The organism is Rouxiella sp. WC2420, from assembly GCF_041200025.1.
Taxonomy (GTDB): Bacteria; Pseudomonadota; Gammaproteobacteria; order Enterobacterales; family Enterobacteriaceae; genus Rouxiella.
In genome coordinates this window covers 2,204,031-2,221,094 of record NZ_CP165628.1, presented here as the reverse complement: position 1 = coordinate 2,221,094, position 17,064 = coordinate 2,204,031, and the positions used below count along the sequence as shown (strand labels likewise).

Below are 17,064 nucleotides of genomic sequence, written 5' to 3'. Positions count from 1 at the left end.
CATTATATTTCATCCACAATATCAGCGGCATGTTTTCTAAACATAGAAAATGCAAAAATGCACAGCAAGATGGAAATAATTGTGATTGGCAACAATGATTCCCAATTAGGCCATTTATGGTATACAAATATACTTTGATAAGACTCAATAATGTTGGTCAGCGGATTATAAGATATTGCACCTCTAACCCATGCTGGCAGTGTGTTGGCAATATAGACGATTGGCGTAAACCAGAACCAAAATTGAAGTAAAATGCCAACGAATTGCCCCACGTCACGCACAAACACGTTCATAACGCCTAATATAACACCCAGGCCAATAGCAAAGAGCATTTGAATAATAACTACCGGAAATAATGCCAGAAAATAAATCCCGGGAAAGTTACCACTTGCTATCAAGAAAATAGTAAACAATGCAAAAATAATTAAGAAATTAATAAACGAAGATAGCGATGCGATAATAGGCAAGCAGATTTTCGGAAAACTTATTTTCTTCAATAAATTGGCGTTGGATAAGAAAACATTCTGTAAATTACTTAACGTTTCTGCGAATAGTCCCCACGTTAGTAATCCTGAGCATAAATAGATACTGTATGAAAACGAGCCTGATACCTCAGGAAGACGTGCTCTCATGACTTGAGAAAATATCAAGGTATAAACAAGAATCATTGCTACAGGTTGCAAAATCAACCAGGCCGCTCCAAGAAAACTTGCCTGATAACGGGACTGAAAGTCCCGTTTTACACTGCCAGTAATAAAATCTCGATACCTATAAATTGCTTGAAGTGTATCTTTCAAAATTACTCCCCGCCCATTAACGCTAATATCTCTGCTGTTTTCTGATTCATCAGCTCAGTATTCCCTTTTGATTCAACGTTCAATCGGATAACAGGCTCGGTATTGGAGCTTCTCAGGTTGAAGCGCCAATCAGCAAACTCGAGGCTGAGGCCATCGGTGAAATCGACATTCAGTGCGTCGGATTCGTAAGTATCGCGAATTCTTTGGATAACCAGCTTGGCATCTTCTACCTTGCGGTTGATTTCTCCAGATGCAGGGAATGCCGCCATGCGATCTTTCACCATGCTGCTCAGCGAGTTACCTTTCACCGAAACCAGTTCGGCCACCAGCAACCACGGGATCATGCCACTGTCGCAGTAGGCGAAATCACGGAAATAGTGGTGGGCGCTCATCTCGCCGCCATACACGGCGTCTTCACTGCGCATGCGTTCTTTAATAAACGCGTGGCCCGTTTTCGACATAATCGCCACGCCGCCAGACTGGCTCACAATATCCTGCGTATTCCAGGTCAGGCGCGGGTCGTGAATTATTTTTTGGCCAGGATTCTTTTCGAGGAATGCCTGTCCCAATAAGCCGACAATATAATAACCCTCGATGAATTCGCCCTGCGCATCAAAGAAGAAGCAGCGGTCGAAGTCACCATCAAAAGCGATACCCATATCTGCATTATGCGCTTTTACTGCGTCAGCGGTATCGGCGCGACATTCTGGCAGCAGTGGATTAGGAATACCGTTAGGGAAATTACCATCGGGCTGATTATGAACTTTGATAAATGTCACTGGGACATTATCTTTTTTGAAGCGGCGTTCAATCTCATCGATAACGTGTCCTGCTGCGCCATTTCCTGAGTTGATCACCAACTTCAGAGGTTTAAGCGCTGAAGGATTAATATAACCCAGAAGGTGATCAACATATTGTTCAAGAATATCGATTTTCTGATAAGTACCGCGTTTGGAGGAATCTACTGCAGCAAATTCGTTTTGCTCGGCCAATCGCTTAATATCAAGCAGCCCGGTATCACCGCTGATAGGCTGGGAATTCTTACGCACCAGTTTCATGCCGTTATAATCCATTGGATTATGACTTGCAGTAACTTCAATACCGCCGTCCATATCTAAATGGAAGGTGGAAAAATAAACTTCTTCAGTACCACTGACACCGATATCATAAACGTCGGTTCCGGCATCCATAAGGCCATTGGCAAGCGCCAATTTCAGCTCTTCGCTGGTTAAGCGGACATCACCACCTAAAACAACTTTTTTCGGCTTGAGGTATTCACCAAATGCACGACCAATACGGTAAGCGATATCTGTATTTAACTCTTTGCCCAGTTTTCCACGGATATCATAAGCTTTGAAACAAGTTAACGTAGTCATGTAAACCTCAAGAATTAATTACGACCGTAGTGATCTTTAATGCGAATAACGTCATCGTTGCCAAGGTAAGAACCAGAGCGAACTTCAAGAATTTCCAATGGGATTTTGCCTGGGTTTTCCAGAGTATGAACTGACCCAATCGGAATAAACGTTGACTGATTTTCCGTCAACAGGAAAGTCTTGTCACTGATAGTGACCTGTGCGGTACCGGCCAGAATAATCCAGTGTTCTGCGCGGTGATGATGCATCTGAGTGGATAATTTACCGCCAGGATTAACCGTTACGCGATTTACATTGAAACGATTCTCGGCAACCACTAAATCGCTTTTACCCCAAGGGCGGTAAATATCGCGATGATGCTTATATTCGCTTCTCAGATTAGTTTTAAGATATTCCACAACTTTCTTAACATCTTGAACTTTTGATTTATCAACAACCAGAAGCGCATCTTTAGTATTTACAATTACCAGATTTTCCACACCAACGGCCGCAACCATTTTCTCATCGGTATTAATATAACAATCATGGGTGTTGTGCAGGAATACGTCGCCCGTGAGCGCATTGTTCTGCTCATCTTTTTCGTTAACTTCCCACAAGGCTGACCAGGAACCAACATCACTCCAGCCTGCATCCAATGGCACAACCATCGCGTTACGGGTTTTTTCCATCACGGCATAGTCGACTGAATCATCAGGACAAAGTGAAAACGCTTCTTTATCTACGGTGATGAAGTCCATGCCATCTGGCAGATCATGCAGTGATTTTTTGCAGGCTTCATAGATATCTGGACGGAATTTCTCTAACTCTTCGAGGTATTTCTTGGCGCGGAACATAAACATGCCGCTGTTCCAGTAATATTCACCGGAAGCGATATAGGTTTCAGCAGTAGCGCTGTCAGGCTTTTCAACAAAGCATTTAACCTGATAGCCTTCATCAAGTTCTCCAATGCTTTCGCCACGTTGAATATAACCGTATCCGGTTTCAGGGCCGGTAGGCACAATACCAAAGGTTACCAGACTGTTTTTACTGGCAAATGGAATCGCCTTTTCAACAACTTCGTGAAACTTTTCAACATCATTAATGACGTGATCGGCAGCTAGTACCAGCATGACCGGGTCATCACCATCTTTTATCGCGTTCAGCGCCGCGAGAGCTATAGCAGGAGCAGTATTGCGTCCAACAGGTTCAAGAATAATGTTATTAGACAGTTTTTTGATCTGTCTTAATTGTTCTGCTACCAGAAAACGATGCTCGTCATTGCAGATCACAACTGGCTCGCGTACTTCAAGATCGTCCAAACGAAGTACAGTCTCTTGCAGCATAGAATTTTTGCTGTGCAACCTTAAAAACTGCTTAGGATAAAGCTCTCTGGACATTGGCCAAAGACGACTGCCGGTACCACCTGCCATGATCACTGGGAGTAACATTTTCTTTCCTTAAGATATCTTACTTTGCAACAGTTTTTTAATTAGAACAATTAGTTAGCATTGAGTCGCTTGACCTTGATGAATGCTACCGCCCTTGGCTTGTAGCAACCAAAGTACTGTTCGTTTTAAGGGTCATTAAGCTTTATTTGAGGGTTGCGTGCCCTGCGGTATTAATCAGGAACTATTTGCCGCCCAGTATAGCTATTGTTAGTAAAAAGTTCTAATCGAGTGCGCAAAATGCTGGCATGAACAAAAATATATTTCTTCCAGATTATTCTCGTAAGTTGATATTGCCAATATTTTCAACTTTGAATGAATAATAATTAAGCTATTTCATAAAATAAACATCAGAAAAATAATTCCAATGATCTCTATTGATAACTTAAGGTTGTTAAAAACACAAAAAGCACCGATCAACGGTGCTTTTTTTTTAATCAATTTTAAAAGTAAAAATCAATCAATCTTCAGTGTTTTCAGCCATTCTTTAAATTGAGCGCCTGAAGCATTATGACGCAGGCTATATTCTACGAAAGCTTTCATATAACCCAATTTGTCGCCGCAGTCGTGCGAACGGCCGGTCATGGTAAAGGCTTCAACGGTTTCTTTCTTCATCAGCAATGCAATTGCATCAGTCAGCTGAATTTCGTTACCCGCACCATAAGGGGTTACTGCCAGCAGAGGCCAGATGTCTTCGTTAAACACATAACGGCCAACAACCGCCAAATTTGATGGCGCGTCTTTGCGGTCCGGCTTCTCAACGATAGCTTTCATTGGAATGCTTTTGCCAGGTTCACCTTCAACACCGTTGCAGTCAACCACGCCATATTTAGAAACGTCTTCTTCTGGTACTTCTTCAACCATTACCTGGCTGTTACCCGTTTCTTCAAAACGCTTAACCATAGCAGCGAGGTTGTCTCTGCGCAGGTCGCAAGAAACTTCGTCCATCAGAACGTCTGGCAAAATAACGGCAAAAGGCGCATCGCCAATCAGCGGACGCGCGCAAAGCACAGCATGCCCGAGGCCTTTAGACTGGCCCTGACGCACGTTCATGATGGTTACGCCTTTCGGGCAGATAGACTGGATCTCTTCCAGCAGCTGGCGCTTAACGCGCGACTCAAGCATGCTTTCAAGCTCGAAAGAGGTGTCAAAATGGTTTTCAATTGCATTTTTGGACGAGTGAGTGACCAGAATGATTTCTTTGATGCCAGCGGCAGCGCATTCATTAACGATGTACTGAATCAGAGGCTTATCAACAATTGGCAGCATTTCTTTCGGAATGGCCTTTGTCGCAGGCAACATACGTGTGCCTAAACCGGCAACAGGGATAACAGCTTTTAACATTGTAAGAGATACTCCTCAACACCATAAGATTAAAATTCAGCCAGCGGTTTTACAGAATTTATCTACCGCTCTACCCACTGAAGATACTTAAGCAATAGCTATTAGCTTTAAAAATCACTTAAGCAAAGTATAGACTCTCGCCATGCTTTTGCAGGCTCATTCAACAATCCCAAATCTGTATAAGATGTTGTCTTTATACCGTGAATCTTTCAGTAGCTTACGTCTAAGCCGTGCAAACGGAAGCCACAAATCACGAGTTCAGTATGACCTTAAGTCAATCATAAAAAAATAAGATTGTTACCCGTAAATTGACTTTTTTTAATATAAAACAATAAAAAACGTATTGCCGGGCCACACGGGTTCTGGGTATGTCGAGCAAATCAACGAATTGTCGAAAAAGTCAACAACAGAGATTTTTGTCAGCCACAAAGCGTAAATGAATTCGTATCAAGCCGTATTTAGAGCACTTTTCTGAAAATTCAGGCAATCAGCGTGAATTACCTAGCTCTCTGATTTTAAATTTGAAATTTCCCGCCCCAACAACCATTATTCATGGTGCGGACTCCTCCGCTTGCACAAAGGTATGAAAGCAATATGGAATGGTTCGCCGATCCGTCGATTTGGGCCGGGCTGGCTACCCTGGTGGTTCTCGAGATTGTACTGGGTATCGATAATCTGATTTTTATCGCTATTCTTGCCGACAAGCTTCCCCGGCATCAGCGTGACCGCGCCCGTGTTACCGGGCTGTTATTTGCTTTAGTAATGAGATTATTATTACTGGCTGCTATTTCCTGGCTCTCGTCTCTCACCCGGCCTTTGCTCACCGTTTTCAGTCACTCTTTCAGCGCACGCGATCTGATTATGCTGGCAGGGGGAGTATTTTTGCTGTTCAAGGCGACAACTGAACTTAACGAAAGACTTGAAGGCAAAGATGAAGAAGACAGCCAACAGGGAAGCCGCGCACGCTTCTGGCCGGTTGTCGCGCAGATTGTCGTGCTGGATGCGGTATTTTCTCTCGACTCGGTGATCACCGCAGTGGGCATGGTCGATCACCTTGCCGTGATGATGGCCGCCGTGTGTATTGCCATCGGCCTGATGCTGCTTGCCAGCCGCCCGCTCACGCGATTTGTTAACGACCACCCTACCATCGTTATTCTGTGTTTAAGTTTCTTGCTGATGATTGGCTTCAGTCTGGTGGCAGACGGGTTTGGCTATAACATCCCTAAAGGCTACCTCTACGCGGCGATTGGTTTCTCGGTGATGATAGAAATGCTGAATCAGCTGGCACAGTTTAACCGTCGGCGCTTTCTCTCCTCCCGCCGTTCACTGCGCGAGCGAACTGCCGAAACTGTGTTGCGAGTGCTGCGCGGCAAGCATGACGACGCCGAACTGGATGCTCACTCTTCAAATATGGTTGCCGATATCAATCCAGAAGAAGACGCGATTTTCAACCAGCAGGAACGCCATATGATTGAACGGGTGCTGGGATTGGCGCAGCGCTCGGTGAGCAGCGTAATGACTTCGCGCCATGACGTGGACAATGTCGAACTTAACGACCCGCCCGAAGCGCTGTTGCAACAGATTGCACACAATCAGCACACCCGCATGCTGGTCACCGAAGACAGCTCTACCGACGCGCCGCTTGGCGTCGTTCACGTTGTCGATTTGCTCAAGCAACAGCTATTGCATAACTCGATGGATATAAAAGCCGTTATCAAACAGCCGCTTATTTTCCCTGAACAACTTTCCCTGCTGGCCGCACTCGAGCAGTTCAAGCAGGCAAAAACGCACTTTGCGTTTGTGGTTGATGAGTTCGGTTCAGTGGAGGGCATCGTCACATTGACTGACGTGATGGAAACGATCGCCGGAAGCATGCCTGAGTCCTCGGCCACTCTCGATGCTCGTCATGACATTGTTCAATTAGAAGACGGCAGCTGGATTGCCAATGGTTATATGCCGCTCGACGATCTGGTGATGTATCTGCCTCTGCTCGTCGACGAAAAACGCGAATACCACACTATTGCCGGTCTGTTGATGGAGTATGCACAAAATATTCCGCAGGAAGGCACTCAGTTGCATATCGATAACTATCTCTTCGAACCCCTCGAGGTTAATAGCCATCGTATATTGAAAGTGAAGATCACGCCGATTAAGGGAGTCATTGAAGAAGACTACGAAGTCTAAAAAGACGCATCAAAATTGCACGATCTTTCAATTACTTGTTCCACTCATTGCGGCGGAAAGGTTCCCCATACATATAACTGACTATTAAAACCTATAGTTTAACCATTCTTAGCGGAGGTTAAATCTACTATGCCCATCAATGACACCGATTCAAAAGCAGAAGAACAGGTTAAAGCAAAACGACCTGTTTTATCTCACAAAAGTCACAATGCCCTATTATTAAGTGCTGGCGACCCGTCAGGTTCTGACCAGCCCTTATCTGGCATACCAGGCAGGGCTAAAAGTGTAATCGATATAGACGGAAATCTTACCCAGAAAGTGAAACAACAAATTGAAGAACGATTAGCAATTTTGGATGAATATGACCAAAAAAAGAGTAACCCAACACTTTATGAGCCTATGTCCCTAAGCAATGATTGGGTCAAAATGAACGCGGTTCAGTTGGAATCCTTTGAGACGTTTATTCAGGATGGCGCGCTCGCAGGTAATATTTTAAGAGTCCCGCCTGACGTATTTCAAGAAGTCAGTCAAGCTCAGCAGTCAATCAATGAATTGATACAAAGCTTTGATAAAGAATGGAAAGGGAGTTTTGACCAATCTAAATCGGGCTACATGCGTGGCAAGATGGCAGCGACCATCAAATCGATGGGTAAAGCCCTTGCAGAAACCATGATGGCCCTGCCGATAAGTGGCGTAAAGCACCCTGCAGAAGACAGTACGCTGCTAAGCACTCAGGAAAATGACGTGCTCAAGGTTTTAGGAGGTAACGTTATAGATCTGCTAGGAATTTCGGGTTCACTCTCGTTATTTAATGACCTTGAATTCAAAGAGATTGAAAATTTCCTGGCCAACACCTCTGCAAATACCAGTGAAATCAATGGTGAGGTGAATAATAAGTTCATTGATTTGATGGCAATTAAATTACAAGACGCCGCGAACAGCGATCCGCAACTAAAAAAAAGTCTAGCCATCCTCACTCAAAAATCGGTTGAACAGTTTCGTGAAACGCGGTCGACTTCACTAATAGTTACGACTGACAACCTTGAGCATGCCATTGATCAGTCGCGTCACATGAGGAAGACAGTTAAAAATCACGGCAGTGCTGAATTAAATTCAAGCTCAAAGAGTCTGATGTCGGCATTGAAACAGGGTGAATCCAGTCTTAAAGCGGCACTTGAAATTATTAAGCCTTCACAGCCCGGCAAAGCAAGGAAAATACTAAATGCCGTTAAAAAAACGCCGGTAATTTATCATGACAGCACCCTGAATAACTACATTAGCAAAAAGTGGACAAGCATTTCGAATGCGGTTCAATCCCTACCGCCGACTATCAATAACAAAATCAAAGAAAGTAACGCTTCCTTGATGAACTCTTTAGATAAGCAATTAAATGTGCATAGCAGTTTAACTGAGGCAGAAATAACGCGCCTCAGCACTTTAAGGATCCCCTTAGATAACGCGGCTGAACAGGTGCAATTTTTCTGCAAGCCTTTGCAGGCAGTTGCCGAGAAGCTTGGGCGAGTGATAACTCGGGATAATAAAAGAATTCCAGACATGCTATCACCGCAGTTCACGAGCAAAAGGCAGACACAATTGCCTGAAATCAGACAACAGGACAGAACGCCACTGGTTCTTAAGGCCTTATTAGATACCTCACTGAACAAAAATAGCGCACGCTTACGTCGTGATGATAAATTAGAAACAGTGGAAAAAGAGTTTTTAGAAATTATTGCCGAACTCATGAAAGCTTTGCCTTATGTCTACAGTCAACTTACTGACAAAGGGAATATGCAATTCAATAACACTGCCAGCGAATTCTCGGATACCAAGGCAAGCAACCTTTATATTGCTAACACAAACTTAATGGCAGAATCCTTCCAGGCTTCAGTGAAACAATTTCAGAACTCTATCTTGAAAAATTTACGCATAACGGGCGGAAATACTTTTAGTGGAGCAGAAAAAATCGCACAAGAAGCTATTAATATGAATGTGCGTATCAATAAACTTTTAACTGAGATTCGCCTTGTTCCATCACCCATGTTTGGGAGCAAGTTTGGCTACAATCGACATGAAAAGGTTTTGGCACGAAATTTAACCAGCCTGGCAAAAGACTTGAGCGGGGGTGATCCCGACAATGAAAAGGCAATTGTCCAGTATCTGCATTCCGCGTTGAGTGATCCATACAGGCTGGCACTGCACAGAAAAAGAGATCCCTATAATGCTCTCCTGGTGGCGGGGATGGCGCAGGAACTCAGTAACATTAATAACGGTACACAGCGGCTGCCACCCACAGTGGATGAACTGATGGCTGCAACCAGCACGATAAAGGATGCGATCATTAGTAAAGCCACCCAAAAAGCCGTTTTCAGCCTGGTGAGTTTGGGTTTGTCAGCGGCCACTGGCAGTGAGGTGGTCGCAGATATACTGTCAGCCGCTGAGAACCTTACCGACCCAAACCGTAGCCTGTTGCGGGTTGGGAATGTGCTAAAAGCACATCAAATTTATGGTTACTACAAAGGAGCAGAAGGCGTTAAAAAAGCCACCCTTCCAGGCCAGCAGTTTCCTTATTATCAACATTACAAAATGCAAGAACGGCAGGCTGTTAACGTGTTATTAAGCATATTAACCCTATTGCCTGGTATATTGTTGTTGCCGATAACGGCTTCGATTGCGATCTATGGTGCAGCCACTCGTCCTCAAGCTTTTCTTAAAAATGTTGCCTCAAATCTGCCAATGAACTTCGCTATCGCCGGGTCCGTTGAAAGCGCTAGAGGCGCGGTATCCACCTCTTCAAGCCTATTCCAGATACTGCAGCAGAGAAGAGCCGAACATCAGCTCATGACTCTGCAGAATGAGCAAATGTCGCAGGATGCCCCGACGCAGGAGCAAGGGTGGTTAGATGAACAAGATGAGCTTGAGGCCAAAAAAATAATCAAAGAGTTAGAAGCCAAATATTCCCAGCAGCTTGCTGAATCCCTTGCTCTGCAACAGAAACGAAAAGAGCAACTGAGCACGCCCCTTCTTAATGAGCAAATGTCGCAGGATGCCCCAGCGCAGGAGCAAACGCTACGCGTTAAGAGAAGCGCCCCTTATTGGGAGGGTTCGCAAAAGAAAGTAGGTAGAGGCCCATACAATCCGACTGAGTATGATCAACTTCCGGTTGAATTTCACGATTCTCGCTCTCAGTCTAACAATGATGTTTTGGCACCACGTGACTGGATGAAAAGAAAATGTCAGGAACTATTGGACGCTCAAAAAAGAAAAAATCCTGCCAAATATCGTGATGTCACATTGAAAACCAGGATATCCATCAAACATCGAGAACTTTCAAATGGAGGATGGGTATGGTACGTCGTGTGGACTTACCCAACGAATGCCCTGACCGGGAATTTCAAACCCGCAATGATGGAAACAGGTAATAGCATTACTCTTGAGGAATATATGCTAGGAGAATATGGTCGGCGGGACTATGGTGCCCTCGGTACCGAAGATATGGAATTTTCGATATCTGGCAGTTCAGACTCATTTCTGGACGAAATAAAAGCAATGGATTTAGAAGCTCAATATCTCAAACAGCTTGATGAATACCTTAATAGAGAAGATGTAAAAGGCCAGCATAAGAGATTTTCCCTGTGGCGTATAAACCAGATAATTGCTAAAAACCTCAATTTGCAGGGCGATGATAAGATTCAAGACCGTCATGCTTATTTCTACGATATTGAAAGAGGGAAGGTTCAAACGGTAACCTTTAGGGGCCATAAAGTAGCTAATATGGTTTGCATTAAAGGCCTTAATGGCAAGGTTCTTTATATTTCATTAACAGATGGGAGAGTCTTTGAGGGAAAAACTCAACCCGGTCAGCCCACTATTGAATTTGCCTCTAAGCTCGCGGCTGAAACCTTCTGTCGGCGAATGAAAGATGGTATTTCTCTTAATGGCTCCAGCATAATTAGTGAGTTAATTTCCAATGGCCGCTACGTGCATACGACATTTAGAACTGACAGCGTCTTAGGCCCTGCATGGCAGCCCGCCATTGCCACACATGATTCCCATGATTTCACCGAAGATATCTTTAACACCAATGCTGATATGGCTCGCGACGACGCGAATTATCTTGTTAAGACGCCAAGCGAGATGAGAAAAGATGTTTATATCAAGATTGCAGCTCGAGCCGGAGCGTTCATCAGCGTTGTAATATTGTCTGTGGGCGGGATTGCGTTGGCCGGGACCGCAGGGGTCGCGGTACGCGTTTTCGGACATGCCTTAACCAGCTTAGCCTCGACAGTCGTTACCTCTACAGTACCCAGCCTATATAAGGCGACAACCGCAGACAGAAGCAGCGAAGCCCGTGATGCCTATATTGATGCAGGGGTTGGTCTTGCATTCGAAGGCATTGGCAATATAGTAGGACAAGGTGCAGCCAAAGCCATGAAACGTGGTTTAAAAAATGTTACAAAACCTGCTGCAAATGCAGCTAAACATTTTGGCGGAGGTGCTACCAATGCAAACGTCGGTTTAGCAGGAAATGCGGCCGGCAACTCTGCTAAAGAATATTTTCAATCTGATCAAGTTGAATCTAACACTTCCCGCTCCACTAACTCAGCATCACCTGAGAATGTTAATCCTGTTAATTCCTTCAGAATTGATTTTTCATTTGCAAACCCGCACGATATGTCGGATGGTGATGCTGTTTCACCCGAACTTAATACAGAGGAATTAGCGAGCCCTTCCGAGACCACGTCTCCCTCTTCACCCGCCACAGGTACACCACCAACCTTCCAGCTAAATATAAATCTGCTAAATGATACCGCAGAGGGTAAAGAGGGCACTCTCTCAAGAGAAACGATTCACTATATGGGTGAAAGAGCAATTAGGGTTAATGGCTTAAGTATCATCGGTTACATTAAAAAATACGGAGACCCCTCCAGACGCGATAATCTTTCTCTAGACCCTTTATCTACAGAATACATCCTGAAAGAGGAACATTTGTTGGTCATTAAAGATGTACTAAAAAAATATGGTACAACTGAATACCCTGAATTTGACCCCTTATCTACATAAACTCTTTCCCGTGGAGGATAAGTCAACTCACTCTCTGGTGGCCTCTGAATCTGCTGAAGCTCCCAAAGATCAGATTGTAGATTTATGAGATGACGCTGCGAAGGGTAAAACGGGAATTTTATCCAAGAAAACGATTCGGTATAGGCTTCGTAAAAGAATCTTAATACCGACTGATCCCGCCGCAGAAAGGGTTTTTCTTTCTACCGCGGGAGATAGGTCGATGAGTAAACAAGTTGTTTACTTGTTATGGGTTCGACTGTCGATCCAGTTCTGAAGCGCGCTGCGGGCGCTTTGCTGCAGCTGCTGGCGCAACACCTGATCCGCATTTAGCTCATAATTAAGCTGTTTCCAAGGTCCAAATACGCGCAGTGGGATGTCCGTTTTTTGCAACGTGGCTATCAGCGGGTTATCACCCTGCCAGCCGCCAGTGACGCGCACCAGCAAATTCATATCGGCCTGCTGCTGTGCAAAATTGACCTTGCCCTCGCCCTTGAAATTCATCATCGGCGATTCTGCGTTAAGGTTATTGAGACTCAACTCTCCGTTGCGCAGCTTACCGCTTGCCTGCATCTGCTGAATTTGGCTGTACATCTGATAACGATCCATACCCTGCACGCGATTACTGCTCCGCGCCACCGCCTGTTGCACCAGTTGTTGAATATTCAGGCCATTAATATGCGCATCCGCCATCGACATTTGCGCATCACCCTGCCAATGGGTGTCGAAGTCTTCCAGCGACAAGCCTTTGCCACCCAGCTTGCCCTGCATAGAGAAGCTTCCGGTCAACGCCTGTGGCAGATTGTAGGCATGCAACAAGTCGCCTAGCTGGATATTGGTCAGCTCGGGAGCGAAACTGACCTCTAGCTGCTGATGGGTTGAGTTCAGGGTGCCTGGGAGCGAGAAAGTTCCCTGCCCCATATTGCCAGTGAGTTTTGATAGCTGGACTTCACCCAGGTGATTAGTTGCCTGAAGATCCAGATTCTCAATAGCCAGCCCGCGATAGGTGACGGCGACCGCCTTCAAGCCCAACTGAGCGTTGAAACCATTTAGCACGCTTAGACCATTCTGCTGCTGATCGATATCGCGAGCAATCACGGGAGCGGACATCACGGCCTGCGCCTGTTGCTGTGTACCGTCGCTTTTGCTACTGCTAGGTTGCCAGCCGGAAATCTCGTCGAGATTCATTTTATCGGCCTGCAAGTTCAGCTGGTAATCAGGCACATCGCTGAGCACCGCCTGACCACTGCCGGTTAGCTGATTATCATTGGCCGACAAAGACAGCTTATTCAGCGTTATGGTATTGGTATTTTGCTGATAACGAGCCTGCAAACTCCCCTGCCCGCTAATTCCTTTAGAAGGAATATCTGCCCCGGTCAGCGTATAGCTCAGGTTGCTGATATCGGCGGAAAACTGGCGAGGATAGTTTTGCATATTCAGATTGGCATCAACGTTTAGCGTCAGGTCACGCTGGTCGCGGTTAATGCGGCTCGACAGGTGAATAGTTGCCTGGCGGGAGCTGCTTTGATCCATCTGCAAATTGATATCACGGACGTTGATTTGATCGCTTTGCGCACGTTGCCAGATAAGCAGGCTATCTTCCACGCTAAGGTGGCCAATATCAAATTTCCAGCCGTTATCTGACTCGCTGACATCCTGATTGCCCGAACCCGCAGGGGCAATCGGCGCATCCGGTTCATTGGCTTCGCTGTCAGGCGTCAGGCGGATGACCGCGCTTTTGAGCATAACCTGTTTGACAGAAAGCTGATGCGAGAGCAAAGGCAAAAGGCGAACATCAAGGCGCATGTTCTGGGCGCTCACCACCGGTTCTTTCGCTCCGGGTGCAGTCAGTGAAGTTTGACCAGCCAAAATGCTTAGCTGAGGCCAGACATGCCAGCGAAGATCGCCGTCAATTGCCAGCTTATAACCGCTTTTCTGCTCAACACGATTGACCATGTAATTACGGAAATCATTCGGGTTAATCAAAAAAACCAGCGAGGTCATACCGGCAATAATTACCACCAGTAAAATAACCAACGTTGTCACTAATCTTTTCATGCCATCCTCTTATATGTTGCCTGCCCCCGCATCCTGCCAGGACCTGTCAGTCTTTATCGATACGGCTGGCAACCGCACTCTGCTGGTCTCGATATTTGGCGTCCTGACGACTGTTGTAAGGACGTGATGCCGAACCAGACAATGGCTCAAAACTCAATGCGCCGATCAGCATTCCAGGACGCAGCGCCAAAGGCAGTTTACCTGAATTATAGAATTCAAGCACGATACGCCCTTGCCAGCCTGGGTCGATACGGTGCGCGGTAACGTGAACCATTAACCCTAGACGTGCAAGCGAAGAACGTCCATCCAGCCAGCCGACCAGATTGTCTGGTAATGTTACTGACTCCAGCGTGACCGCCAGCGCCAATTCGCCGGGATGTAAAAAGAAGGCTTCACCCTCGGGTAAAACAATCTCGTCACTCATGACACGATCCAGCGCCGCACCGACTTCGTGCTTAGGCCCGCTCAGGTCGATAAAACCCGCGTTGTGCCCAAGGAACACGCGAAAACCGTTGCCAAGGCGCACGTCTACCGTCGCGCCGCTGATTCTCTCTACCGGCGGACGCGGTTCAATGCTTAATCGGCCGTCATCCAACCAGGCTTCTATATCAGTATCACAAAGTCTCATGTCTTTTCCTTTCCCCCACTTTTCGACACTGCTTCTGCGTTGGCTTAATCTCATAACCCGAATCATTAGGCCTTGTCAGCCTATCGGAGTTAATCACTTTGCCGACTTGATACGATGTCGAAGAGTTTGGGTAGCAGCTAGGGTTTAGGATTCTCTGATTATTCAAAGAACTGGCTAATTTTCGCTTTTAGAATATCTATAGCGATGCGGTTTTTACCGCCGCGTGGCACGATAATATCGGCATATTGTTTAGAAGGTTCAATGAATTGCAAGAACATTGGACGAACAGTCTTTTGATACTGTGCCATGACCGAATCCATTGAACGGCCGCGCTCGTTGACATCGCGCTTCATGCGGCGCATCAGGCAGATATCCAGCGGAGTATCGACGAAAATCGAGAAATTCAGTTCCTGACGCAAACGCACGTCAGTCAACAGTAGGATCCCTTCAAGGATAATGACTTTTTTAGGCGCTAAGGTCACGGTCTCGTTAAGGCGGGTATGCTCGATAAAGCTGTAGCTTGGCAGTTCGATAGCGTTCCCTGCTTTCATTGCCTGCAAATGCTGGAAAAGCAAATCATGGTCCATCGCGTTCGGATGGTCATAGTTGGTCTTGATACGCTCTTCCATGGTCAGATGACTCTGATCCCGATAATAACAATCTTCCGGGATAACACCGATATGTTCGTCACCGACCTGATCGCGTAATTCACGATACAAAGTGCTGGCAATAAGGCTTTTTCCAGAGGCAGATGCGCCAGCGATACCTACGATGACACACTGATGGAACTTGTCAGACATAAAATTAACGACCTGATTTGGAGTTTGAAGGGCAAGCAGCCTGAAGCCGCTTTGATCGCGCCAATTATAGGGACAACCTGTTGATGAAGCCAGCCATAAAGCCACCAAGCGGCTGGCTTGATTAAATTAATCGGTTAGACGGCGATAATTACACCGCACGGAAGGCAATTTCGGTCGGGATGGCATCTCCTTTCCAGTAAAGCTGCGCGGCGACCTTGGCGGCTAACTGGCGATAGATGGCAGTAAACTCACTTTCGGGGTTGGCAATCACGGTCGGCTCGCCGCGATCCAGATCCTCACGCAACGAGATGTGCAGCGGCATTTGCGCCAGCAGCTCGCAGCGATACTTTTCGGCCAGCTTTTGCGCGCCGCCGGTGCCGAAAATAGCCTCGTGATGTCCGCACTGGCTGCAAATATGCATGCTCATGTTCTCGATAATACCCAACACCGGCACGTTGACTTTCTCAAACATCACAATACCTTTCATGGCATCCAGCAGAGCGATGTCCTGCGGCGTTGTCACCACCAGCGCGCCCGTCACCGGCACACTTTGCGCCAGCGTCAGCTGGATATCACCGGTGCCCGGCGGCATATCGAGGATCAGATAATCGAGATCCGGCCACAGCGTGTCCTGAAGCATTTGCAACAGAGCCTTGCTGGCCATCGGACCGCGCCAGACCATGGCATTTTCATCGGTAACCAGGTAACCGATCGAGTTGGTAGCCAGACCGTGAGCCATGATAGGCGCCATATGCTGACCGTCGGGAGAGGTCGGGCGCTCATCTTCAGTGCCCAGCATATTGGGCACCGAAGGCCCGTAGATATCGGCATCAAGCAGGCCGACCTTCGCACCCTCCGCGGCCAGCGCCAGCGCCAGATTAACCGCCGTGGTCGACTTGCCTACCCCGCCCTTGCCGGAACTGATAGCCAGAATATTGCGCACACCTTTAATACCTGGCCTGTCGTTGGCGCGGCGCAACGTCGCAACATCGTGAGAAAGTTTCCAGTCAACCGAGCGCGCTCCGGTTACGCGAAGCAACTCCGAAGTGGTCAGCAGTTTTAGCTGTTCAAAGCCCGACTTCCAGGCAAAAGGCAGGATCAGTTCAATATGCAGCACATTATCGAGCAGCACGCACTGATGCAGCGCCTTGATGGCGGTCAGGCTTCTTTGTAATGTTGGGTGGCTAAAAGTCGCCAACACCACATTAACAGCGGCGTGAAGCTCGGCGGGAGTAGCGTTCTCAGGGGATTGTGATTTCATCCCGGCTCCTTGAAATACCTATTTATTATGGAATTGAGTCGCAGAATCGACAGGGTTAAAAATCTGCTATCTAGATGTTATAAAAATAGCATACCAGAATCGCCGTTCATTTAGGTGATAGAGCCAACAGCCTG

The 17,064-nt window shown here is 46.5% G+C and carries 10 protein-coding genes; 2 read left to right on the top strand and 8 right to left on the bottom strand.

The window, feature by feature from the left end; translation table 11 throughout:
- Window positions 1–2: 2 nt before the first annotated feature.
- The 4 genes from AB3G37_RS10265 to galU all read right to left on the bottom strand — a co-directional run bounded on the left by AB3G37_RS10265 (window position 3) and on the right by galU (window position 4,941).
- The gene (locus AB3G37_RS10265; protein ID WP_369790604.1) at window positions 3–797 is read right to left on the bottom strand and encodes an ABC transporter permease; all 795 of its coding nucleotides are present in this window, start codon (window positions 795–797) and stop codon (window positions 3–5) included.
- Between the two features lie 2 nt (window positions 798–799).
- Window positions 800–2,173, bottom strand: coding sequence for a phosphomannomutase CpsG (cpsG, locus tag AB3G37_RS10260; protein ID WP_369790603.1), 1,374 nt, complete (start codon window positions 2,171–2,173; stop codon window positions 800–802).
- Window positions 2,174–2,187: 14 nt separating this feature from the next.
- A complete protein-coding gene (locus tag AB3G37_RS10255; protein WP_369790602.1) occupies window positions 2,188–3,600 on the bottom strand; it encodes a mannose-1-phosphate guanylyltransferase/mannose-6-phosphate isomerase in 1,413 nt (470 codons plus the stop codon).
- Between the two features lie 453 nt (window positions 3,601–4,053).
- Complete coding sequence (galU, locus tag AB3G37_RS10250; RefSeq protein WP_009636353.1) at window positions 4,054–4,941, bottom strand: UTP--glucose-1-phosphate uridylyltransferase GalU; 888 nt, start codon at window positions 4,939–4,941, stop codon at window positions 4,054–4,056.
- Window positions 4,942–5,535: 594 nt separating this feature from the next.
- On the opposite strand from galU, the gene AB3G37_RS10245 reads away from it, so the two are divergent.
- Window positions 5,536–7,125 (top strand): TerC family protein, encoded by a 1,590-nt coding sequence (locus AB3G37_RS10245; RefSeq protein ID WP_369790601.1) that lies wholly within the window; start codon window positions 5,536–5,538, stop codon window positions 7,123–7,125.
- 129 nt (window positions 7,126–7,254) lie between these two features.
- Window positions 7,255–12,186, top strand: a complete 4,932-nt coding sequence (locus AB3G37_RS10240; RefSeq protein WP_369790600.1) for a hypothetical protein — start codon at window positions 7,255–7,257, stop codon at window positions 12,184–12,186.
- A 237-nt stretch (window positions 12,187–12,423) separates the two neighbouring features.
- On the opposite strand, the gene asmA is transcribed toward AB3G37_RS10240, so the two are convergent.
- The 4 genes from asmA to apbC all read right to left on the bottom strand — a co-directional run bounded on the left by asmA (window position 12,424) and on the right by apbC (window position 16,930).
- On the bottom strand, window positions 12,424–14,241 hold the full coding sequence (asmA, locus tag AB3G37_RS10235) for an outer membrane assembly protein AsmA (RefSeq protein WP_369790599.1): 1,818 nt from the start codon (window positions 14,239–14,241) through the stop codon (window positions 12,424–12,426).
- A gap of 46 nt (window positions 14,242–14,287) precedes the next feature.
- Window positions 14,288–14,869: a dCTP deaminase gene (gene dcd, locus AB3G37_RS10230; protein ID WP_369790598.1), complete on the bottom strand. Its 582-nt coding sequence runs from the start codon at window positions 14,867–14,869 to the stop codon at window positions 14,288–14,290.
- 158 nt (window positions 14,870–15,027) lie between these two features.
- Window positions 15,028–15,669 carry a uridine kinase gene (udk, locus tag AB3G37_RS10225; protein WP_369790597.1) on the bottom strand — a complete coding sequence of 214 codons (642 nt, stop codon included), beginning with the start codon at window positions 15,667–15,669 and terminating at the stop codon, window positions 15,028–15,030.
- 148 nt (window positions 15,670–15,817) lie between these two features.
- On the bottom strand, window positions 15,818–16,930 hold the full coding sequence (gene apbC, locus AB3G37_RS10220; protein WP_369790596.1) for an iron-sulfur cluster carrier protein ApbC: 1,113 nt from the start codon (window positions 16,928–16,930) through the stop codon (window positions 15,818–15,820).
- Window positions 16,931–17,064: the final 134 nt, after the last annotated feature.

What these genes read in the sequence shown, in the direction of transcription:
- cpsG (WP_369790603.1), bottom strand. Translation starts at nt 2,173, where the DNA reads ATGACTACGTTAACTTGTTTCAAAGCTTATGATATCCGTGGAAAACTG.
- AB3G37_RS10255 (WP_369790602.1), bottom strand. Translation starts at nt 3,600, where the DNA reads ATGTTACTCCCAGTGATCATGGCAGGTGGTACCGGCAGTCGTCTTTGG.
- galU (WP_009636353.1), bottom strand. Translation starts at nt 4,941, where the DNA reads ATGTTAAAAGCTGTTATCCCTGTTGCCGGTTTAGGCACACGTATGTTG.
- AB3G37_RS10245 (WP_369790601.1), top strand. Translation starts at nt 5,536, where the DNA reads ATGGAATGGTTCGCCGATCCGTCGATTTGGGCCGGGCTGGCTACCCTG.
- AB3G37_RS10240 (WP_369790600.1), top strand. Translation starts at nt 7,255, where the DNA reads ATGCCCATCAATGACACCGATTCAAAAGCAGAAGAACAGGTTAAAGCA.
- asmA (WP_369790599.1), bottom strand. Translation starts at nt 14,241, where the DNA reads ATGAAAAGATTAGTGACAACGTTGGTTATTTTACTGGTGGTAATTATT.
- dcd (WP_369790598.1), bottom strand. Translation starts at nt 14,869, where the DNA reads ATGAGACTTTGTGATACTGATATAGAAGCCTGGTTGGATGACGGCCGA.
- udk (WP_369790597.1), bottom strand. Translation starts at nt 15,669, where the DNA reads ATGTCTGACAAGTTCCATCAGTGTGTCATCGTAGGTATCGCTGGCGCA.
- apbC (WP_369790596.1), bottom strand. Translation starts at nt 16,930, where the DNA reads ATGAAATCACAATCCCCTGAGAACGCTACTCCCGCCGAGCTTCACGCC.